The organism is Planktothrix serta PCC 8927, assembly GCF_900010725.2.
GTDB lineage: Bacteria > Cyanobacteriota > Cyanobacteriia > Cyanobacteriales > Microcoleaceae > Planktothrix > Planktothrix serta.
This window is the reverse complement of the sequence record NZ_LR734877.1, coordinates 57537-80094: the sequence shown is the minus strand read 5'-3', so window position 1 is coordinate 80094 and position 22558 is coordinate 57537. Positions and strand designations below refer to the sequence as shown.

At 39.5% G+C, this 22558-nt stretch carries 10 protein-coding genes; 3 read left to right on the top strand and 7 right to left on the bottom strand.

Annotated features, from left to right (window positions below):
* Positions 1 to 61: 61 nt before the first annotated feature.
* From PL8927_RS16965 to PL8927_RS16955, 3 genes are all read right to left on the bottom strand, one after another.
* On the bottom strand, positions 62 to 3073 hold the full coding sequence (locus PL8927_RS16965) for an ABC transporter transmembrane domain-containing protein (RefSeq protein WP_083623896.1): 3012 nt from the start codon (positions 3071 to 3073) through the stop codon (positions 62 to 64).
* Complete coding sequence (locus PL8927_RS16960) at positions 3070 to 3822, bottom strand: peptidylprolyl isomerase (protein WP_083623894.1); 753 nt, start codon at positions 3820 to 3822, stop codon at positions 3070 to 3072. Before PL8927_RS16960 ends, PL8927_RS16965 begins: the two co-directional genes overlap by 4 nt.
* Before the next feature lie 288 nt (positions 3823 to 4110).
* Positions 4111 to 6720 carry a glycosyltransferase family 2 protein gene (locus PL8927_RS16955; RefSeq protein WP_083623892.1) on the bottom strand — a complete coding sequence of 870 codons (2610 nt, stop codon included), beginning with the start codon at positions 6718 to 6720 and terminating at the stop codon, positions 4111 to 4113.
* Positions 6721 to 6827: 107 nt separating this feature from the next.
* Here PL8927_RS16955 and PL8927_RS16950 point away from each other — a divergent pair, with 107 nt between their 5' ends.
* Both PL8927_RS16950 and PL8927_RS16945 read left to right on the top strand, forming a co-directional pair.
* Positions 6828 to 8531 carry a glycosyltransferase family protein gene (locus PL8927_RS16950; RefSeq protein ID WP_083623889.1) on the top strand — a complete coding sequence of 568 codons (1704 nt, stop codon included), beginning with the start codon at positions 6828 to 6830 and terminating at the stop codon, positions 8529 to 8531.
* Between the two features lie 117 nt (positions 8532 to 8648).
* The gene (locus tag PL8927_RS16945; RefSeq protein ID WP_231506046.1) at positions 8649 to 9572 is read left to right on the top strand and encodes a calcium-binding protein; all 924 of its coding nucleotides are present in this window, start codon (positions 8649 to 8651) and stop codon (positions 9570 to 9572) included.
* A 159-nt stretch (positions 9573 to 9731) separates the two neighbouring features.
* On the opposite strand, the gene PL8927_RS16940 is transcribed toward PL8927_RS16945, so the two are convergent.
* The 3 genes from PL8927_RS16940 to PL8927_RS16930 form a co-directional block, all read right to left on the bottom strand.
* Positions 9732 to 11723 carry a calcium-binding protein gene (locus PL8927_RS16940; protein ID WP_083623886.1) on the bottom strand — a complete coding sequence of 664 codons (1992 nt, stop codon included), beginning with the start codon at positions 11721 to 11723 and terminating at the stop codon, positions 9732 to 9734.
* A 377-nt stretch (positions 11724 to 12100) separates the two neighbouring features.
* Positions 12101 to 13363, bottom strand: a complete 1263-nt coding sequence (locus PL8927_RS16935; protein WP_083623883.1) for a glycosyltransferase family 4 protein — start codon at positions 13361 to 13363, stop codon at positions 12101 to 12103.
* 98 nt (positions 13364 to 13461) lie between these two features.
* The gene (locus PL8927_RS16930; protein WP_083623881.1) at positions 13462 to 15018 is read right to left on the bottom strand and encodes a sulfotransferase domain-containing protein; all 1557 of its coding nucleotides are present in this window, start codon (positions 15016 to 15018) and stop codon (positions 13462 to 13464) included.
* 240 nt (positions 15019 to 15258) lie between these two features.
* On the opposite strand from PL8927_RS16930, the gene PL8927_RS16925 reads away from it, so the two are divergent.
* Positions 15259 to 15966, top strand: a complete 708-nt coding sequence (locus tag PL8927_RS16925; RefSeq protein ID WP_083623878.1) for a methyltransferase domain-containing protein — start codon at positions 15259 to 15261, stop codon at positions 15964 to 15966.
* 138 nt (positions 15967 to 16104) lie between these two features.
* On the opposite strand, the gene PL8927_RS16920 is transcribed toward PL8927_RS16925, so the two are convergent.
* Entirely contained in the window at positions 16105 to 22524 is a 6420-nt protein-coding gene (locus tag PL8927_RS16920; RefSeq protein WP_083623876.1) for a glycosyltransferase, read from the bottom strand.
* Between the last annotated feature and the right edge of the window lie 34 nt (positions 22525 to 22558).

Below are 22558 nucleotides of genomic sequence, written 5' to 3'. Positions count from 1 at the left end.
GAGTATTAATTAATAGTTGTTTCCTCCACTGATAACTGATAACTGGTAACTGATAACTGTATTAAGTCGGGGCTTCCTGTTGTTGATACAGGCAGTAATAACGTCCTTTCAAAGCAACTAACTCATCATGATTTCCTTGCTCAACGACAGACCCTTGATCCATCATAATAATAACATCAGCATTTTTGACAGCACTCAGACGGTGAGTAATAAAAAACACCGTGCGATCGTGAAATGCTTCCATTAAATGATTAATTACAGCCCGTTCTGATTGATAGTCTAGGGCGCTCGTCGCTTCATCCAAAATCAACAGTTTAGGATTTTGTAATACTGTACGGGCAATGGCGACCCGTTGGCGTTGTCCCCCCGATAAAGCCGATCCCCTTTCCCCCACCTGGGTATTGTAACCATTGGGAAGACCCATAATAAAGTCATGAGCCGCAGCAATTTTAGCCGCCCGAATAATCTCATCTGTACTAGCTTCGGGGTTACTCAAACCGATGTTATCCTGAACGGTTCCGTTAAATAGCAGGGTATCTTGCAACACCACCCCCAATTGACGGCGGACAGAATACAGTTCCACTTTATTAATATCATAGCCATCAACTAGAATCCGCCCTGATAGCGGGGCATATAGACGCTGTAATAACTTCATCATCGTACTTTTACCCGATCCACTCAACCCCACAATCGCCACAAAAGATCCAGAGGGGAAATCTAAATTGATATTAGCCAGTTGTAGCGGCCCTGTGGGATTAAACCGGAAGGATACTTCCTCAAAAGTAACTGACCCTTCAATTTCCGGTAATGGAATATTATTGCGATCAGCTTCATCGGCTTCAGGAAGGGTATCGATAATGTCCCGCAACCGTTCCACCGAAATTGACACCTCTTGAATTTGTTGATAAACACTAATAAACCGCAATAGGGAGCCGGTGACGTTTCCAGAGATAATCCGAAAAGCAATTAATCCCCCAATGGTCAACTGCTGTTCAATCACTAGATAGGCTCCCACCCATAACAAGGCAATCCCCCCAATTTTATTCAGGAAGTCACTCATGGTTCCCGCCGCCGTTTGGGTGAGAGTGGTTTGTAAACTCGCACTCATGAAACGGGCATACATTCCTTGCCACCGCCACCGGGCTGTTAATTCAATGGTTTGGGATTTAATCGTTTGAATCCCACTAATAACTTCCACAATATAGGCCATCGAAGCCCCAGCCAAACCAGCCCGTTTACGGATTAACCGCATAATCACAGGGGAGAAGACAAAGATAATTCCAGCAAATAGGGGCAAAGGAGCCAAAGCCACCAGAGTCAGAGTTGGACTCAGGGCGAACATCACCGCCACATAGACCACCGAGAACACCGCATCCAAAACCACCGTTAAGGCTGTTCCCGTTAGGAAGTTACGGATATTTCCCAACTCGTTAAAACGGCTCATCAAGTCCCCGACCTGTCGGTTATCAAAGTACCCCAAAGGCAGCCGCAACATATGGTCAATAATTTCCGCCGTGAGTTTAATATCAACGCGGTTGGAGCTATCCACAAACAGATAGGTTCGCAACGCTGTTAATAAACCCTCAAATAGAGCAAACCCCAACAGCAGAATCCCCAGAATATTCAGCACATCCAAGTTACCTTGTCCGATCACCGCGTCGATGATCACCATACTCACCAAGGGGTTGACCAAACCGAACACTTGAATAAAAAACGAAGACAGCAACACCTCAACAAATGTCGCTCGATGCTCCATCAAGGCGGGTAAAAACCACCAAAAGCTAAACTGTTCTTTTTGGTCAACTCGCGGGGCTTGTAACAGCAGTACCTGTCCTTCTTCCCCCCAAATTTCAGCAAACTGTCCTGGACGCATCCGGGTTAAACCCTTTTCTGGTGATGCCAGGATCAGTTCCCGTTCGGTGATGCTATAGAGAATGGCAAAACTATCTTTCCATGCCACCATTGCTGGGGCTTTCAGGCGACCAATAGCCTTGGAAGGCACCTGGACTAACTGAGCATTAATCCCCAACATTTGGGTGACAGCCCCGCAAGCCTGCAAACTAATATTGCCCACCGTCGCCAACTGATTATCTAAAACTCGGCGGACAATATCTTTTTTAAAGTTGATGCCGAAGAATTTAGCAATCATGTTGAAGCAGGCTAGAGGCGCGTCAATCTTGCCTCGACCTCTAACCACCGGAAACCGTTGAGCCGATTTAGGCAGGTTTGTTGTTTCTGGAATCGGAGGCACATCAGGGGCCGGGGCAACGGCCGATAAGTCTATTGTCCGATTTCCATTGCCAGAGTCCTGAACACCCACACCCGCTTCCGGGCTGACAGTAGCGGATTCTGCTTCATAAACAGGTTCTCGCAAACCAATTAATCGAACTCCCCGTATCCCTTCCGCCTTGTAATAGGGGTTATTTTCTTCTAATACAACCTGGCTACCCGGGGTGAAAGTGCCTAACGTTCCACTACTGACTAACCAAATCCGGTTAGGATCGAGTAAATTTTTCAGTTCTTTGATTTTATTGTTGCCATTGAGCAAGTTCAGCACAATGGCATCTTGCCCAAGATCTTGGGCTAGGGTCTTGATATTATTAACCGGAATGGCTTGTTGCTGCAAATGTTGGCTTAATAGATCAAAGACTTCACTCAAAGAGGCGTGATCGCGGAAGGCTTCCCCAAAGGCTTGTTCTTTGGCCACTGATTGCAGAAAATCCGTGGCCGATAGGGTAATACAAATTGTGTCCGTTGAAGCGATCGCAGTTTCACAGGGGACTCCTCGAATTAACCCTCCCCAACCCATGATTTCTCGGGCTCCAAGTAAGCCCAAACTGACATGGCGTTGCGCTCTGGGATCAAAACCCAGTAATCTAGCCTGTCCTTGATAAATAATTGTAATTTGAGTCGGCAATTTATCCCGCTCAAAGATCGGTTGTCCGGTGCGGTAGCCCAAGAGTTGGCATTTCGGCAGCAAGGTTTGAAGGGCCTTTTCCGAGAGCCGATCAAAGGGGCTGGTTTCAGCTAAAAAGGTCTGAATTTGAGAATGGGAAACGGCGGATGTTGTCATGACACTGAAGATACTGAAGTGCGAAGAGGTTGTAGAGAGCCAACTTGAGCCAATTGCTCTCGGAGCCAATTTTCAAACATTTCTTCGATCATACGGCGACGCATAGATTCATCTAATTGAGCCGGAAGGAATTTTTCTAATCGAATAATCACGAACCATTCCGCCAAGGGGCGCGGTGCCCACAGTTGACCGGGTTGACTCACCGATAAAAGTTTACTAATCGCTGGGTGAGGTTGGGATACCGGAACGGGGCCCAATACTCCACCAGAACGAGATTCTGGCCCTTCTGAATGATCCCTAGCAACCTCAGCAAAAGAATTTTCCCCCTCCGCAATTCTAAAATAGAGTTCTTGGGCCAAGCCAGGATTTTTAGTCCGAATTAAAGAATATACAACTTGATCTAAACTCCCTTTGCGACTCAAAAAATAATTCTCAACTCGGCCACTCCACATCTCTTGTTTAAATTTTTCGACTCTCACAGGGCGTTCTGCCATTTCCAGAAGTTGTTCTGAGGTCATATCATAAGCGGCTAGCCAAGCTGCTTTCGCTTCTGGGGAAGTGAGTTGGTGTTGATTTTCAAATCGTTCGAGGGCCGCTGCTTGTTCTGCCTCTGTACAAGTGATCTTAGCGATCGCTTGCTCCAAAATCACTTCTCGCAGAAATAATGGCATTAACTGATAACGTTTGAGCAGCGATGGTAGATCCTCTGCTGTGATAATGGTTTCTCCGACTTTGAACACTCCTGTCATTGAACTCTCCAACCGACTTTCACTACCCCTTTCAAATTTACCCTGAATAGTCCTAGAGTGACTACTGTATTTAATCTCTTTGTCCAAATAATAGCAGACGGTTTACCCCTTACCCGAATTGATCATCTCCAAATTACCTCAACTTCTGGGAAACTGCTAAAAAAAATTACTTCTTTTGTATTCAATACAAGGACGCATAGCCTGGTTTTGGGGTTCCTGATCGGGAGCAGGAATGCTGATCTAGCCATCTCCCGGTTGGACATCGACGGCCAAAACTAGATTGACTGATCAACTCGGATCATTGTCTTTTGAGTTTTGAACTAGAAAATCAATAATTTTGTTTCTATACTCATAGATCTTTTGAAGATTAATCGGGGTTAAATACTCAGAAGTTAGTCGAGAATATTGAAGATAAGATTGAGCGACATATATCCACAATTCAGACGCGGATGAATCCGTCTTTAAGTTGTTGATAATATAAGCTAATAAATTTTCTTGAAAATCAATATATTGTTCAACATATTCTTGAGTTTTGAAAAAATCAACGCTTGAAAACAGCCAAGCGATAAATTCAGGGAAAAAATATTTGGGAATTACCGCATTTTCGTATATAAAAGGAAGTTGATAGGCTCTTTTGTATAACATAATTCCCATCAAATTAGGAATTAAATCACAGGAATATAACCCTTGATTAAGCCGTTCTTCAAGTGGCTCTATCCAAAATTGCTCCTGTTCACCAACTTCTTGATCGACAACATTACTTGTTAATAAAAGTTGATAAATGGGACGGATTTTATGGGGGTATTGAGTTTCTAACTCCCTGGGAGTTAAAGTTAACCAATATTGTACTAGGGTTTGGCGAACTAACTGGAGATTATCTAAAATTAGATCCCTGGGATTTTCTTGATATTGATTCAGTAAATTTTTTATTAATTTGAGATAAAATTCTGAATTTAATAAGGCTTTTTGTAAAATCATCCTTTTTAAAGAGGGATTCAAAAAAGCATAACTAGAATCTTGCAATAGTTTTAAATAAAGTCTTTCATAATCTTTATAATTTTCTTGTTGAGCAATATTAACTTGAGTTTGTTGTTGTTTATGAATCAGAAGATAAGATAAAGTTTGATCCACAAAAGCAATTTTATAACGTCCCATAATTCTCAACCACATATCAACGTCCAGCAGTTGTTGAAGCTGAAAATCAAATCCTCCTAATTCCTCAAAAACTTGTTTGAGAATTAATACCGTTGTCGGTTCACCAATTTTATTTAACCCTCCAATTAAACAGTTAGGATCAGATAAAAGATCCTGACCTGATTGAATGGGTTTTAAATCCGACCATTTTTGATGTAAATTAATCGCACCTTTATAAGCAGATTGACAAATTAGATCGGATTTTGAATGGGGATCAATCACAACTTGACGAGGAGAAAAAACTAAACCAATTTCTGGATCTTGTTCGGCTAAATTTACCATTTCTTCAATACATTTAGGCTCTAACCAATCATCTTGAAAAATAAATTTGAGGTACTTCCCCTGAGCTTGCTGAATACAGAAATTTAGATTTTTGACTAATCCATATTTAGAATGAGTAATAATCCGATAAGGAATCAAAGAATTTTCTTGAAAAGCTTTGGCAATTTTTACAGTCTCATCTGTTGAACCATCATCAGAAATAATAATTTCTAAGTTAGGATAGGTTTGATCTAACGCACTTTGAATTGCTTTTGATAAAAAACCTTCCCCATTATAAGTAGGAATTAGTATACTCACCAACGGACAAGATGGATTCAGTTTAGATTCAGTTTTAATAGAAACGGTATCTAATTTTTGTTGTAAAATTTGATTTTGATTTTGTACTGCTTCGAGTTGTTTTTGAGTGATTTTAAGATTATGTTTGAGTTTTCTGTTGCTCATCAGTTGGAAAGCATCATGAATTCCCGCAAGATGAATCAGATCAGTATATTTAAAAGCATAGGTTTTTTCCAGATATTCAGCCGTTTGAACATGATTCATCAACTGATATAGGGTATGAATTCCAAAATATTGATGACTGGGACGCTGAACATTTAAAGCCAGTTTTGCAATTAAAAATTGAATATCTTCAGGCGTAATGGAAGTTTTAACCCGTTGCTGCTGAGGAAAAATTTTAGTAAAATTTTGAATAACTTCAGGAGAGAAATAATGCGAAAGCAATTGAGAGACTTCCCAACTATGTCGAATAATATTTTCTGATTTTAAACCACTAATATTACTATCATGAAATCGGAATAAAACTAAGGGTTCAGGTAAAATATAAATCTCGGATTTTAGACACAAACGTATCCAGAAATCTAAGTCATGCAATTGACGTAATCGCGGATCATATAGTCCGATTGTATTATAGCATTTTTTCTTAATTAAAACACTGGTATTACACAGGGAATTATCGGCATAAAAAAAAGAGTTTAACCAGTGAAAACGATTTTTATTTTCTTGAGTAAATAACTGTTCAAACTGGGCTTCTTTTCCCCCATGAGGATTACCATATTTATCAATAATTTTGGCATAGGTAAAAACAGCATCAAACTGAGGATGATCATCTAAAAAATTAACTTGTTTTTCAAGCTTATCCGGTAAAAAAATATTGTCAGAGTCTAAAATTGCAATCAATTCTCCCGTCGCTTGACGAATACAATGGTTGGCTGCGATACTAACCCCTTGATTTTGATCAAAAGAAAAGTAACGAATTCGGGGATCAGATTTTTCTTGAATGCGTTGTAGAGTTTGATCAGAAGAACCATCATTTGTGATAATAATTTCAAAATCTTGATAGGTTTGGGTTAAAACACTATCAATAGCTTCTACAATGTATTGTTCTTGGTTGTAAGTGGGAATAATAACGGTAACTCTAGGCATAAAAATGATGTTGAAAATTGTCTCAAATAGTTGGAATACTCAAATCAACTTGCCAGTGTGACCTAAAACCTGCTATTTATAAAATAGCTCTAATTTCACTTAAGATCATGAATAGAGATACTACAGATCAGGTCAATGATCATAATTTCAATCGAAAACCCTCGGAGTTGTTGGATTTTTTACCCCCTAATGCTCAAATCCTGATAGACGTGGGTTGTTTAAACAAAAGTACAGTTTCTTATTATAAACGAATTAATCCTAAAAGTTTTTATGGGGGAATTTTAATTAATGCTGAGTTTAATTCAAAAGCAACAGAAGGGTTAGATCAGATTGTCCTCAGTTCGATTGATCAGTTAGAAACAATTGCATTAGATTTAGAAGAAGCAACGGTAGATTGTTTGATCTATGATTTGATTTTACACCAACTTAGAAACCCCTTAAAAGTCTTACAACATTATACCCGATGGTTAAAAGATGGCGGTCAGGTTTTAGCTTATATTCCTAATGGTCAGTATTGGAAAAATATTATTAATTTGTTGCAAGGAAAAGCAGAAATTTTATCCCCAGAAGATCGTTTTCAAAAGGGATTAACCTTAGAAACTATTCAAAAAATATTTTGGGAATCGGGACTCTATATTTATGAAATTCAAACCAGAGGTAATAAGGATGAGGAATTTCAAAAATTCTTGGAATTAGTACATCCTCTTCGGGATAGTTTGGGGTTAGATCCGAGTCGTTTTGCTACTCAAACCGCAGCAGAATATTATCTAGTCCGCGCGATCAAATCTGTTCAACCTCCTCGGCGTTTATTAATTCAAACTGCGATTATGGCTCCGACAGGATGCGATCGCATTCGAGTTTTAGAACCGGATCAATTGAGTGCAACCATACCGGGAACGCGCACGATTTCAGCGTCTAAATCTATTCCTACGGGTTCAATTTTGCCCGAAGAAGAAAAAGTTTTTATTTGGCAACGCACAATTTTATCTTATAATCATCACTTAGAAATATTAAAAAATTTGTTGAAACAGGATTATTTAATTATTGCTGAAATTGATGATAATCCTTTACGAAGAAGGGAGTATGCTGAACATCGTTATCTTAGTTATCGCGGATGTCATGGGGTACAAACTTCAACACAACCCTTGGGGGTATTTCTACAACAATTTAATCCTAATGTTGCTATTTTTAAGAATCATTTGCTGACTTTACCTCCCCCTCGAATCTATTCTAATTCAAGAGTTACTTTATTTTTTGGAGCCTTAAATCGAGAACAGGATTGGCAACCGATTATGGAAGCTTTAAACCGGGTTTTAATCCGTCATCAAACCCATGTTCAAGTCAAGGTGATTCATGATCGCCGTTTTTTTGATCAGTTAGAAATATCGGAGAAAGAATTTGAGCCCTTTTGCAGTTATGATAGATATAATCAAATTCTCCAAAGTTGTGATATTGCGTTATTACCCCTAACACCTACACCTGTTAATTTGATGAAATCGGATTTAAAGTTTTTAGAATGTGCGGGTCAGGGTGTTGCTGTTTTAGCGAGTCCGACGGTATATGAACAATCGATAATTCATGGAGAAACGGGTTTAATTTATCGAACAATCCAACAGTTTGAAATGTATTTTAATGAACTGATTATCAATACGTCACTCCGTCGAAAAATTGCCACAAATGCCTATAATTGGGTACGGGATCACCGTTTACTTTGCCAACATTATCAACAACGACGAGAATGGTATTTACAAATGCGAGATCAGTTACCCAGTTTGAATCAAGAACTGCGTCAACGAGTTCCTGAATTATGATCACGGATTTAAAGGATTACGCGGATTGCACGGATTATATTTGGGCTTGGTTTAAGTTCTTTTAATTTGTGCTACAGAATATTGAATAATTAATGTTAAAAGGTTCCGTTGTAAATTATGCGAATTTTATTTACGATTCCTCACTTTTTCAACCCGGATGGAGATGGAAAACACGCCTCTTTAAGTAAAGATCCTCGCCCTCGAATTACTGGGTTAGTATTCGCTTTAACTGCTTTACGCGAATTGTATAGTCAATCCCAGTGTATGATTAATATTGCTCAATGTGCAACGATTCCAGTTAATCAGGAACAAAATTATCAAGTTGATATTGTGATTTGTACGACTCAAGACTATCATTTACTCGCACAAATTCCTTTACCTTCATGGTTTTGTAAACATTACTCGACCCAAACAGAGCCAATGTTACTGGGATTTGAATGCCATCGAGTTTTGCGGGAATATTTGGGTCAATATGATTATTATTGTTATTTAGAGGATGATTTGATTTTGCATGATCCCTGGCTATTTACTAAGTTAAATTGGTTTAATCGTCATACCGGAAATACCTGTCTTTTACAACCCAACCGTTACGAAGTTTCTCCTCACAGCAAAGTGATTAAGGCTTATATTGATGGAGATCTTTTACCTCAGATCACGGCTAATTTTCAAAATATTCAAGATCAACCGCAGTTTGTTGGTAAAGTTATGGAGCAGGCTGTTTCTTTCAAGCGTCCTTTAAATCCCCATGCAGGTTGTTTCTTTTTGAATGCTGAACAAATGGAATCTTGGGCAAAACAACCCTATTTTTTAGATCGAGATTGTAGTTTTATTGGGCCGTTAGAAAGTGCCGCCACTCTAGGAATTATGAAAACATTTAAAGTTTATAAACCTACTGCGTCCCATGCTAATTTTTTAGAAATTCAGCATTTTGGTTCCGGTTTTCTCAATTTAATTGGAAGACAAGTTAAACATTTTGATCAAGATAACAATACAGAAACAAGTCAGTCCCAATCAAACCCAGTAGCATCAGAAAAAGACTGATGCAGCCAACCTATACGATAAAAAAAAGACCGAGATAAATTTAATTTCTCGGTCTTTTTGTGTTTAACTTATTGACAAAATTAAAGGGGAGAAAAAGCGAATAGAACTCAAAAGTTAGTGCGTTAAGCCCGTCTCTTTCTCCTGATCTGTCAACCCAACCTAGATGATGATTGTAAAATCTGTCCGGGTCAGGGTTGGAATTGTATTGTCTGGCTGTTTCATGAAGGCAACTAAATCAGCCGGAGTTCCAAGACCGCCATCGGAGTCATACCATAAGGCTCCACTGGTTTCCTCGTACACTAACACAGGGCCGACATTTGTTGGTGCTTGAGTATTCGCAGCACCGCCACTGTAACTGGTATCGAGAACGATAAATTGCTCGAAAGACAGTTCAGTGGTTGGGACACCCGGACGCAAATCAAAGGCAAAGCCTCCAGCCGCACGAGAGAAGTAGATGTTGTCACCTTCACTGGAGTTGAAGTCAGTAATCAAGTCGGCTAAAGTGCCATTGAGATCGGATTTGAACTGGTAGAGGAAGACATCAGCACCGGCACCTCCGACTAATGTATCTTGCTCAGTGCCACCTTGCAGGGTATCGTTATCGGCTTCCCCAAACAGTACATCTTGTCCAGAACCCCCGAAGAGGTAGTCATTGCCACCACCAGAGATAATAGTGTCATCTCCGAAACCAACATCCAATCCCGCAGTCGCGGCAACGCTTCCCCCTTGTAGGAAGTCAGCACCACTTCCAGTCACGATGCTGTCATTGCCATCACTACCAGAAATGGTGTTATTGCCTAGGGTATCAACTAAGACAAAACTGGTTGTGGTGAAACCTAGGCCTAAACCCCCCACAAAGGAAATCTTGTCATTACCCTCTGAGGAACCCTCACCCAGAAGGCTATCATTGGTTGTGGTAAAGATAATGGTGTCATCTCCGAGACCACCATCATAAATATTAGCAACTTCGCCGAATGCACCGGAAATATAGTCGCTACCAGAACCACCCAATAAGGTAACCGCAGGAGCTTTCCCTCCGCCTCCAGGTAATGTCCAATTTCCTCCATTAAGGGTGTCATTCCCATCTCCACCATCTAAAAGGGTGAATTTTCCAGAGAGGCTGTCATTACCCGCATCACCATAGAGGTAATCTGTACTAAAGGCGGCGATTAAGGTATCATTTCCACCGCCACCATAGAGGGTACTTTCACCAGCAAAACCGGGTTGGGTGCTGCTCCCTTGAGTGGTCAGAACATCTGTAGTTGCTGTTGTGATCAAGTCATTTCCAGCACCACCATACAGGGCATCCTGAAGAGCGTAGCTTCGGATTGTATCGTTACCATCCCCACCGTCCATGTAGTTCTGGCCTTCTCCAAAGCGACCAATACCACCGTAGAGAGTATCATCACCCGCACCACCGCTTAGGGTAATTTGGCTTAGACCAACAACAGCAGGGCTGGTGGAGAATTGTAATGTGGCGATTGGATTTTGAACCTGAATGGAATCATTTCCTGAACCCCCATCTAGGACGTTGAGACTGCCTACGCCAATAATGGAGTCATTATCATCACCACCAAGGAGGGTATCCCCGGTGTTAATCCCAACAATACTATCCCTGCCTAGATCCCCGGAGACATAGTTGTTTCCTTGGTTCAAGCCACCTACAGCCCCAGTAACAGCAACTCCTGCGAGGTTACTTTGACCATTGGTACCTACAAACCCCATAAGGTCGGCTCCTGAACCGCCATAGAGGAAATCTCCACCTTGAATACCCCCCAGCAGAGTATCTGCTTCTTTATTTCCAAAGATGTAGTTATTGGCAGATTGACCTACTAAAAAGTCGTTATCTTGCCCCCCATACAGGCTGGCTGTTAAATCCGCCGATAAGGTGTCCCGGCCTTCATTACCAAACAGACGGGTGCCAAGCTGTTGAGATCTTAGGGAATCATTACCCGTCCCACCGAAAACCGTATCCCCTGGGCCTCTGCTTTGCAGAATATCATTATCGGCCTCACCTTGAATATTGCTTCCACCAAGGGTAGAAGAAAGAATGGTGTCATTTCCGGTTCCACCATAAATTGTATCGGGTCTGGGGGCAAAACCCACATCCTGATCGTAATATTGTGGCCCCGCGCCTAAATTTGTTGTCATTTGATTTCACTCCTCTGCAATAATGTCATTAGATCTGCTGGGATGACAGACACTGCTTAAAACACCATATCTTGTTCGGCAGTAGTTTAACCTTTTTGTCTCCAGCAAGTCTAGTCCTTTATCATCACTCTTGTCTACTAGATAGATATGGCCGTTTCGACTGCTAGAGTTTATGATCAATTCTATATTGAAAATTCTCATCCTCACTTTGTCTTGAAGCCATCACTCTGAAGTCAGAAAAGGCACTTTATTTTAAGTTCCTTCACCCTGTCAGACGGGTTCCCAGACAAAAAGGTTCCTATTAACCCTTGATCATCGACTGATCAGAAGTTACCCATTAGGGATAAACAGAAATAACATTAAGTTAAGTTCCCTTTCTATCGCAAAACCATTCCCGGTTCAATTCGGCCAACGGTTGCGGGAAAAGAACGATTTGCCACTTCTGTAATCAATTGCAGATGTTTTGATAAGAGTTTGCTCAAATCATAACGTTCTAAGGCGGTTTCACGAGCTTTGACTCGCAATTGAGCCATACGATTCGGATGATCCAGAACTTCATCAACTCGATCAGCAATCTGTTTAGGAGAGAAGAAATCAACCAATAAGCCATTGACTCCATCTTGAATCACTTCTCGCACCGGAGCCGTATCTGAACCAATGACTAGACAACCTGTTGACAGGGATTCAATCATTGACCAGGACAGGACAAACGGCCGTGTTAAATAAATATGGACATCTGAAGCTTGAATCACTTGCAGATATTGGCCATAGGCAAGTGGCCCCACGAAATGAATCCGAGAAAGATCCAAGGGGATTTTCTTGAGCATATAGTCTTTATAACTGATGCCGTTGGGTAAAGGTTTACCATAACAAACTCGTTCTGATCCCACAACCACAACATGGCATTTGGGTCTACGTTCTTGGATATAAGCCACTGCTTCAATAAATTCGGGAAATCCCCGATAGGGTTCCATTCCCCGTCCGACATAAGTAACCAGTTCCTCTACACCCGATAAATCCAAATCCGGTAAAACCAGTTTAGCTCCTGGATTGGGTTTAAAATAGCTGGTATCAACTCCATCGTGAATGACAGAGATTTTTTGACGAAGTTCTGGGGGAAATTGGGACTGTTGCCAATGGGTCGGTGAAACTCCCCAATCACACGAATATAAATCAATTAAAATCGGGGTATTTTTAACTCGAATTCGGGCTTTATCATCAACACTAAGAGGGTCAGCCGGATCAAAGTCGGCATCTGAACCTTCTGCATGATAAAACCACTCGAAATAACATAATAACGGGGTATTAGGAAAGGCTTCTTTGGCAAATAAAGTGGGGCCCCAACCGGAATGACCACAGATTACATCGGGGACAAATCCTTTGGCTTTGAGTTGTTCTGCCATTCTAAATACCGCTTGTCCATGTAAGACTGCACTTTCTAAAACCCGAACATATTGATGGGTTTCAGCACTGGCTTCTCGACTGGGACTAAATACGGCTTTTTCTACTCCGGGAATACTCCATTCTGGACGCTCATTTTTTGTCCCAAATACAACTCGATTATTGGGATCTGCACCCAAAGTTGTAATAATATGGCGGTATTGGGCGGGAAAGTTAGGATGTAAAAACAATGCTTTCATAGGAACAGGGAACAGGGAACAGGGAACAGGGAACAGGGAATTTTAACTCTTAAACTGATAAGTGCTAGAGATGCGCCATGGCACGTCTCTACAATGATTTAGATTATTTCAGGTGCTCTACAAATCCACACACAATCTCTCGGCACAGATTTAGTATCTTTTCGGAGAATTTCATAGTTAAGATGGGTCAAAAATTTCTCCATAATAGCATCGGTCATTAAGGAAAAAGCGGTTCCATGTCGGTTCCCTAATAAATTTTTATCCCAATCTTGCAAGAATTTTTTCCAACCCAATTCGCTTAAGAGGTTAGTATGGTGAAAAATACACAAGCGATCGCCTTTTAATAAAGCGGGAATTCGAGTTAAATAGTTAAAAATATCTCGCGGTTCAATATGTACTAGCGTGTCATAACAAAAACAAACATCTAAGGATTGAGGAACAATTCCATTGAGAGTTAGACCATCTAATTTAACATACCGGACTCGTTCATCTCCGAGGCGTTTATGAGTTGCATTCAGCAGTTCATTAGAGATATCTGCACAGACTAAGCGATCGCAATAATTCAACAGTAAAGCGGCAGTTCTCCCTCCACCAACACCTATTTCTAAAACCTGATGATGGCTCTGAATATAAGGAGCAATAAATTGTTGTTCAATTAAAGATTCATATTCGGCTAAGGAACTCGCCGCACCCGCAGCAACTCCAATCCATTCATCTCCTACATAAACTTGTTCTGAGCTTGTACTTTGCCAATTTTTAGCATAGTTATCCCAGGCGGATTCATAATCAACTTTTTTCATAAATTCAACAGTGGTTAAGGTGGATTGAGAACTTTTATTTTCCGGGAAATCTGACAATAAATGAGGGAAATTAGAGGAGTTTTCAGGCATTCCCCAACTCCAATCTTGATCCAAAAATTGGGTTAATTCTTGGTTAAAGGGCTGAAAATACGCTTCTAATTGCTGACGGATAATGGGGTTTATATTGGGATAAGTATTGGCATTATATTTTTCGTAAGTTGATAATTGATAATTTGGAACTCCTAAAAAATTAAACACTTGATTCACGACTTTCTCGGAATCCAAATATAAATCTTCACTCTTGAGAATCAAGAATTGTTCTTTGGGGAAGAACTTCATCCATCTTTGCAGTTGAGCCGCATAAATTCCCCGTGAAAGATAGGAATAATGTTGATGATTAAAACTAAAATAATTACCCTCCGCACAAATTTTTTCAGCTTCTCCTTGCAGTCGTTCAGATTCTTGGGCGATGGCTGCTTCTAAAGATAACGATTCATACCCCAACTTTACCTCCCAATAGTAATGGGAAATCGCTCGATCTACAGGATTTCTCAATAATACAATTAACCGGGTTTGAGGAAAAGACTCATAAAGTCGTTGGGGTACTAACGGATGAAATAGATAATAGGGAGAACCCTCACCCGTCAGGATTTGTCTTCCATCTGCCTCCGTCGAAAATTGGGATTGATACCAGTCCAATCCTTGATCATAATTTAACGTAAAAAAGTGGATTTCCTTTTGAGTTGCTGCTACAATTTGAGGGTGTTGGCACAGGTAATGATACAGGGAATTGGTTCCCCCCTTTTGTACCCCAAGAATGATAAACTGGGGTGGTCTGATTCGTTCTGAATCCATTATCCTTGTTTGAATCAAAGGTAATACTCCTCCAGATTAAGAGTCGAATTTTCAGGGTTAGCTTCCCCAATTTGTTCAATTTTCCTACTACCCAAATCCAGAGAAATTCGAGGGAAGGAATTAAACAAAATTGAGTCAACCTTCAACTCAAGTTAAGATTATACTCTAATAAGTTTACCTAATTCATTATCACCAGACTTAAAGTTCAAAGAAAATAAACCCCCCTAATAATACCAAACTATGACTATTACTGCTTCTGATGAAACACTTTCCCGGCTTTATACTTTTCGTCGTTTCTTTGCCTACAGATATATACAGGGAAATGGGATTGAAGTCGGTGCCTTAAATCACCCTCTGGAAGTTTCCTCATCAACCTGTGTAAAATACGTTGATCGCATGAGTGTTCCTGATTTAAGAAAACATTATCCTGAATTAGCATCCTTTAATTTAGTCCCCGTTGATATTATCGATAACGGTGAAGTTTTAGGAACTCTTGAAGACGAAACCCAGGATTTTGTGATTGCTAATCACTTTATTGAACACTGTCAAAACCCGATTCAAACCCTTGAAAACCTATTAAGAGTTATTAGAAAAGACGGCATTCTCTACTTAGCTGTTCCTGAAAAACGTCACTGTTTTGATCGAGATCGTCCTGTAACCTCTGTTGCACATTTATTAAAAGACTATGAACAGGGGCCAGAGTGGTCAAGACAACAGCACTATGAAGAATGGGTTAAATTAGTGGAAAAAGAAAAAGATGAAAATAAAGCGCAATGGATGGTTAAACAATTAATGAAACGAGATTTCAGTATCCATTTTCATGTCTGGAGAAATCAAGATTTTATTGATTTTTTAATTACGTTAAAACACAAGTTAAATTTTCCTTTTTATTTAGAGAAAATTTTTGATAATACAAATGAAATAATTACCATCATCAAAAAAATATAACGGTATATTTTAGAATCAGGTACACCCCAAAAACCCGGTTTCTTTAAGAAACCGGGTTTTTAATCCTCACTATAATCCCGTTTATGTTGAGGATTTTGGCTGTGTTTTTTGATTAACAAACAGCCAATACCCCGCCTATTAAAATCGTTTTGGACGCAACACACACAAACAGAAATCAGATTCTAACCCTCCTGGAATTTCCATTAAAATTTGTTCAAATTCTAGCAAAAGTTTAATAATTGTTTCCCCTTTGGGATCACCAGGCAAAAATTGATTGTGATCTAATAAGGGATACATGGGATGGAGAATTCCTCCTCCAAAGGGATTAAATAGTTCAATATCAAAATAATATTGAATGAAGGGTAAAATCAGTTGAGAACGAACCGCTTCTGAAGGGTCAGAGGCAAACACTTGATGGATGCTGGGATTAATAAATTTTTTCTCCATAACCCCTGATCGGATTAATTTATGAAAACATTTATACAGACGATTAATAATTTCCATCTGGTGTTTATCGTAGATGCAATAATTAGCTCCAACATATTCATTAATAATGAAATAGCCTTGCGGATGTAATGCCTTATGCACAATTTCTAAAAATCGTTCCAATTCTCGAACATGATGCAAAGAGCCTGAACAAAATGCTACATCATATTTAATGTCTGGATTTAGGGTAAACGTATTAAAATCATCCTGATAAAAGTTAACTTGGACTCCGGCTTCTATTGCATCTCGTCGGGCAATTTCTAAGGATGCTTCCGAAAAATCAAAAGCATCAATCTGTTGGACAAATTCTAATTCTGCCATTAAAATTTCATGATTGCCAATTCCACATCCCAAGGAAATTAGATTATTAAAAGTTTGACCTGCAAAATAATCTCCAATTAACCACCGTAACCAATATTTCTTAGTTTGACCTCCAGACATTCGTTGATGAATTGTATCAGCAACAATGGGATTAGAAACCCACTGACTGGCGGCGGCGGTTGGGTTAGTTTCCCAATAATTTTTAGCTTGAGCTTCGGGAGGTTGAGATTCGGGAATATTTGATTCAATTTCAGCTTCAACTTCAGGAATATTTGATTCAATTTCAGGGATATCAACTTCAATTTCAGGAATATTTGATTCAATTTCAGGGATATCAACTTCAATTTCAGGGATATTTTCTTCTAATTCAGGAACAGATTCAATCTCATAAAAAACTTCAGGAGTGGATTCTTCAATGGGTAAATCTAAGGGTTCGAGGGGTTGAAGATTTGGAGAAACAGTCTGATCGGGATAAGGATTAATAAAATAAGATTCTTGGAATATTTCTAAATAGCTTTGAGTCATTTCCTCAAAGGTGTTAAGAGACTCTAAAACATATTGAGAATTTTCAGCGAATTGTTGTCTTAATTCCTGATCTTCTAGGAGTAAAGTCAAAGATTTTGCTAATTCTTCTGGCTGATGAGGTGTGTAGAATAAACCGTTAATTTCGGGGCGAACTTGTTCAGGAATTCCAAAGACTGGAGTAGTGATAATGGGGAGATTATATCCCATTGCTTCCATGATGACTCTGGGATAACTTTCAATCCGAGATGTACAAACAAAAATATCCGCAGCCCGGAAATATTGCGCTGTTTCTGGCGTTTCAGAAACCACTGTTAATCGTTGTTTTAAGGGTTCAGGAAGTTGGTTGACTAATTGAGCTAATTCAGTGCTATAAATACTGGGGCGATCGCCTACAATAAAACAGCGAATTTTGTGATGATATTGAGAGGATAATAAGGGCAAAGCCTTGACTAAATCCTTTTGTCCTTTGCGTTCACAAACGGTTCCCAATAACAGAATAACGATTTCATCTTCTCCTATATTTAACGTATTTCTGGCTTCAGTTTTGGTGAATTGTTCTGAGGCTTGAAATAACCGTTGAATATCTAAACCATTATGAATCACCGTAAAATTGTGATTACTATTTAAGGGTTGATAAAGATTCCGAGTTGCATCCGCAACAAAAATCACCCGATAGGGAAACTGAAAACACTCTAAAGCTCTCGCTGCAATTTCTGAACCCAAGCCATCAAAATAGGTTTGCCAAGGTTCACTTTCATGGACATTCCAAACACAAGGAACTGCCTTTTGTTGGGCACAATCTACCATAAAAAAGTTCTCTAAGGTGTTAGCATAAACAATATCAAATTGTTCTAATTCTAGTTCTTCTCCTAATGCTTGAATCGCTATATCGTAGGTTTCTCGTTGATAAAGATTAGCTAAGGGATGTTCCCGAACAATCACCCGAATTCCCTGCTGTTCATAAGCATAGCGTAAGGGCCCATCATCCACACAGAAAATAACAGGTTCTATTTTTCCTTCCGAGGCTAACTTAACTGCAATTTCAAATTGATGTAAGGGTGCGCCAGTATATTCTAAGGCATTAGTGCACATTAAAACTTTAGGAATAGGTTGAAAATTAGCTGTTGATTTTAATTGATATCGCCGAGGTTGGATTTGGAACCATTCATTCGCTAAGGATAAATTTGGGTTATAAAAGGGATCAATTTTATTGGCATATTGACGACGGAATTTTGCCACTTCTTTCGGGTCATCTTTATAGCCGCGACTGGTTCCTTCCCGATGAATTAATTCTGCTTCTGGGCAATAAACGGATTGATAACCTTGTTCAAATAACCGATAACCATAATCAACATCATTATAAGCAACAGCAAAATCTGTTTGATTAAATCCACCTAAATCTAAGAACAATTGACGGGGAGTTAATAAACAAGCGGCGGTGACGGCTGAATAATTCCTGACGACTTTAGAATAGGCTAAATAACCAAAATCTTGACGATGGGATAATTTAAAAGCATGACCCGCTAAACCATGATGAAGTCCATGCAGTATTCCGGCGTGTTGAATGCGATCATCGGGGTAAATTAATCGCGCTCCCACTGCTCCAACGCCCTGCATTTGAGCATAACCGATCATCTGACTTAACCAATGGGAATTGATCACTTCAGTATCGTTATTCAGGAATAATACATAATCGCTATTCACCTGTTCAACAGCCCGATTATTAATTGCAGCAAAGTTAAATTTTCCGTTATTTGCTATTTGCAAAATTGCTATTTTTTCGCTATTAATTTTGTTTAAATATTCTAAGGTTTTGGGGTCATCGCTTTCATTGTCAATAATCAAAACTTGATAATTTTGATAAGTTGTTTTTTGAATCGATTCCACACAAGCTTGCAGTAATTTAAGCTGATTTTTAGTGGGAATAATAATTGTAACGGAGGGCCCCTGGTCGGGGAATTGATGGGCAAAAATTCCTAAATTCAGTTCACTCGCCCAATTGGGTTGATACACTTTTCCTAAACTTTGACGACGGGTTAAGGCTTCTTGAATTGCGTGTTTACCTGCATCAAAACTTGCAGGTTTTGCGGCTCCAGAAACGGCCGTTGAACCGGGGGCTGTGCGCCAGTGATATAATACTAAAGGTAGATGACCAATATGGCGAGAAACTTCCGTTGCTCTTAAGGCAAAATCATAATCTTGTGAGCCTTCAAATCCGATTCTAAATCCTCCCAATTGCTCAAAAATTGACCGACGAACCACTAACAAATGCCCCATATACATATAGGATAATAAGAGTTGAGGCGACCAATCTGGCTTAAATTGAGGAGCAAATCGTTTACCTTCTGGATCAATTTTGTCATCATCGGAATAGAGGAAATCGGTTTCAGGATATTGGGTTAAATATAATGCCATTTCCCCTAAAGCATCGGGGGTCAATTCATCATCATTATCTAAAAATGCAATAAATTCTCCGGTGGCTTGACTCGCCGCACTATTGGTTGCTGCACTAATATTGCCATTTTCTGTGCGGAAAAGAAATTTAATTCGAGAATCTTTTTCGGCAATTTTATTTAAAAATTCTGCAACTTGAGCATCGGGACTGCAATCATCAGCAATACATAATTCCCAATTAGAATAAACTTGATTAATCACACTTTGAATGGCTTTTTCTAAAAATTCAAGAGGGGGGTTATAAACAGGCATCACCACTGAAATTTTAGGCAAAGTTTCTGAAGAATAAGCGGCTAGTCGAGTTGTCAAATAGTTTAAACTTCGTTCTGTCCATTGATTGGCTTCTAGCCAAGCATTATAGGGGTCAACAGATTGAGGCAATTCAAATCCTTGGGGCGGCAAAATATCACCGAGAGGGGCATTTGTTTGCCGATACATTTGGCGCATTTGTCGAATAATTGCCGGAATTTCCCAAGGCATCGGCAGCAGACGACCTAAACGTTGTTTTCGTTCTGCAATTCGTTTTTGAATAGCTAGGGTATAGCGAGAGATTTGTTTGGCTTTTACTGTACTTTTTTCTAATAGTCCATAGCGAGAAACTTGTAAAGTTTGAGGACAATTATAAATCAAGATTTCTCCGGTTTCTAAGTGCGCTTCTAAACTAATTTTCCAATTTCCTGACGGTAAATCAATTAACGCTTCAAATCCACTTTCCGCGCTTCCTACCCAACTCGGAAAAACTTGTCCGACATCGGCACGACGTAACCCATAAGCACAAATAACCCACTGATTTCCGCAGATTAATTTAAGTTGAGTAATGCGATGGTTGGGATGACAACACCAGCCAGCAAAGAGAATTTGTCCTTGTCGTTGTTCCCACTGAACAGGCACATCAAAAGAGGCTCCCAAGGTAGAAACGGTTAAGGGATAAGAGGCAAATACTTTCCATTTTCCGTTCCTTTCTTGGGTTTCTAATTCTACTAAGGAATTGCCTTGAGGAACACGAATTTGAATATAAAATCCTGATGATTTTGCTTGAGAATAGGTGGGTTGAATCTCGGCAACGTCTTCACGTTCAATCCCATATTCTCCTTTAAAAATATTAGTGCCTATTCTAGCTCTAACTGCTTTGGGAGGTCGATTTCCAGTAGAAAAACACCAACCCGAAATATTCAAAAACTTTTCAGTAAATCCGGTTAATTCCCAATTGAGGGGAAAATCTATTGCATAGATTAACCGCCGACGATAGGGTCGTAAAATCCGTTTAACTCCCAACCATTTATCGCGCAGTTTCCAAAATTTGGAAGACTTCATGGCGACTACTTCTTGTTGAGCTTTGCCGAGTTCTTCTTCTAAGCTAAAGATTTTATTTAAAGCTTGTTGAAATTTGGATTCTGCACCTAATAATTTTAGTTGAGTTTTACCGAGTTCTTCTTCTAAGGCTAAAAGTTTTGTGAGTCCGTCTTGATATTGAATGCTTAAGTCTTGATGTTGAATGCTTAATTCTTGGAGTTGAAATTGGGTATGTCCGAGTTCCGTTTCTGTTTGAATACAGCGCGCTAATACTTCTTGATATTTCGCATCGACAGCTTGTAATTGTCCTTGGGTTTGACCGAGTTCTTTCTCTGTAGCAACAAGTTTATCTACTGCTTTTTGGAATTGTGCTTTAAACCCTTCTAATTCTCCTTGAGTTTTGCCTAATTCCTCTTCGGTAGAAATTAATTTAGCGATCGCTTCTTGGGCTTGGGATTCTGTGCCATTAAGTTTTAACTGAGTTTGACCGAGTAGATTTTCGGTTTTAATTAAACGTTCAACAGCATCTTGAAAGCGTTCTTGCCATTGTTCAATATCCGTTTGTAAAATATCTCGATCTTTGAGCAAAATATCTAAATCTTTTACTAACGCAGATTGAGATTTTTCTAACTTGCGAAGTTTTGCCCAATCTTCAAACATCCAATCGGCGGATAAAGGTTGATTTAAACTCTCTAATTCCGATGCTGTTAAATGGCTACTTAAGGGATAAGCAGTTGCTTCTAAGTTTTGATAGAGTTCGATTGCTTCAGGAAAATGGGCTTTAATAAACAGGGGTTTTGGAGTAGCAAGAATGCGATTAACTAATAAAGAAGGTTCAAATTGATTAGAGAATTCACAGGGTAAATTGAGTTTGAATTTATGATTAATTTTTTGAATAAAATCTGCTGTTTGATTACCAATCGTGTAAACATTCGCTAAAAGGCAATGATCGGGATATTTTTGATAAAAATCTAAAACTTTACGGTTATAACGGTTCCACATTTGCATGGCAAGTTCAGGATGATCCAGTAAGGTCACATCCGTTGCTCGACGATACAAAGAATCAATTACTTCCCAAGGAGAACGATAGACAAAAATAAAATGAGCTTGGGGTAATAATTGATGCCAAAAGTCTAAAAATAAAGTGGTTCTTGGATCTTTCCATCCCCAAGGTGAATCGGACTCTTGATTGATTTCAATTAATTGTTTAGCTGTTTCTACATCCGCCTCTGTGAGAGAGATTTCCTCTGGAAATATACACCCCAGTTCATCAATATTATGGCTCTTAAAAATAGATTTATGAAAGTCTACAAAGTTAATATTTTCAAAATGGCCTTTAATATTGCCATAGTCAGCACCCACTAACTGTTTACCAATATTAACCCCTAGATTTTGCAGTAGGGAAGCTGTTAACGAGGTTCCCGAACGGTGCATTCCGGCAATGATGAGAATCGGAGAGGGTTTGCTAGTTGTATTCATCATGTTTTTGGGTTTTTATTTCAGCTTTTTAATA

Bases quoted from the DNA above. Each gene is read 5' to 3' on its own strand.
- PL8927_RS16940 (WP_083623886.1), bottom strand. From the start codon at position 11,723: ATGACAACAAATTTAGGCGCGGGGCCACAATATTACGATCAGGATGTG.
- PL8927_RS16955 (WP_083623892.1), bottom strand. From the start codon at position 6,720: ATGCCTAGAGTTACCGTTATTATTCCCACTTACAACCAAGAACAATAC.
- PL8927_RS16960 (WP_083623894.1), bottom strand. From the start codon at position 3,822: ATGACAGGAGTGTTCAAAGTCGGAGAAACCATTATCACAGCAGAGGAT.
- PL8927_RS16945 (WP_231506046.1), top strand. From the start codon at position 8,649: ATGCGAATTTTATTTACGATTCCTCACTTTTTCAACCCGGATGGAGAT.
- PL8927_RS16920 (WP_083623876.1), bottom strand. From the start codon at position 22,524: ATGAATACAACTAGCAAACCCTCTCCGATTCTCATCATTGCCGGAATG.
- PL8927_RS16965 (WP_083623896.1), bottom strand. From the start codon at position 3,073: ATGACAACATCCGCCGTTTCCCATTCTCAAATTCAGACCTTTTTAGCT.
- PL8927_RS16950 (WP_083623889.1), top strand. From the start codon at position 6,828: ATGAATAGAGATACTACAGATCAGGTCAATGATCATAATTTCAATCGA.
- PL8927_RS16935 (WP_083623883.1), bottom strand. From the start codon at position 13,363: ATGAAAGCATTGTTTTTACATCCTAACTTTCCCGCCCAATACCGCCAT.
- PL8927_RS16930 (WP_083623881.1), bottom strand. From the start codon at position 15,018: ATGGATTCAGAACGAATCAGACCACCCCAGTTTATCATTCTTGGGGTA.
- PL8927_RS16925 (WP_083623878.1), top strand. From the start codon at position 15,259: ATGACTATTACTGCTTCTGATGAAACACTTTCCCGGCTTTATACTTTT.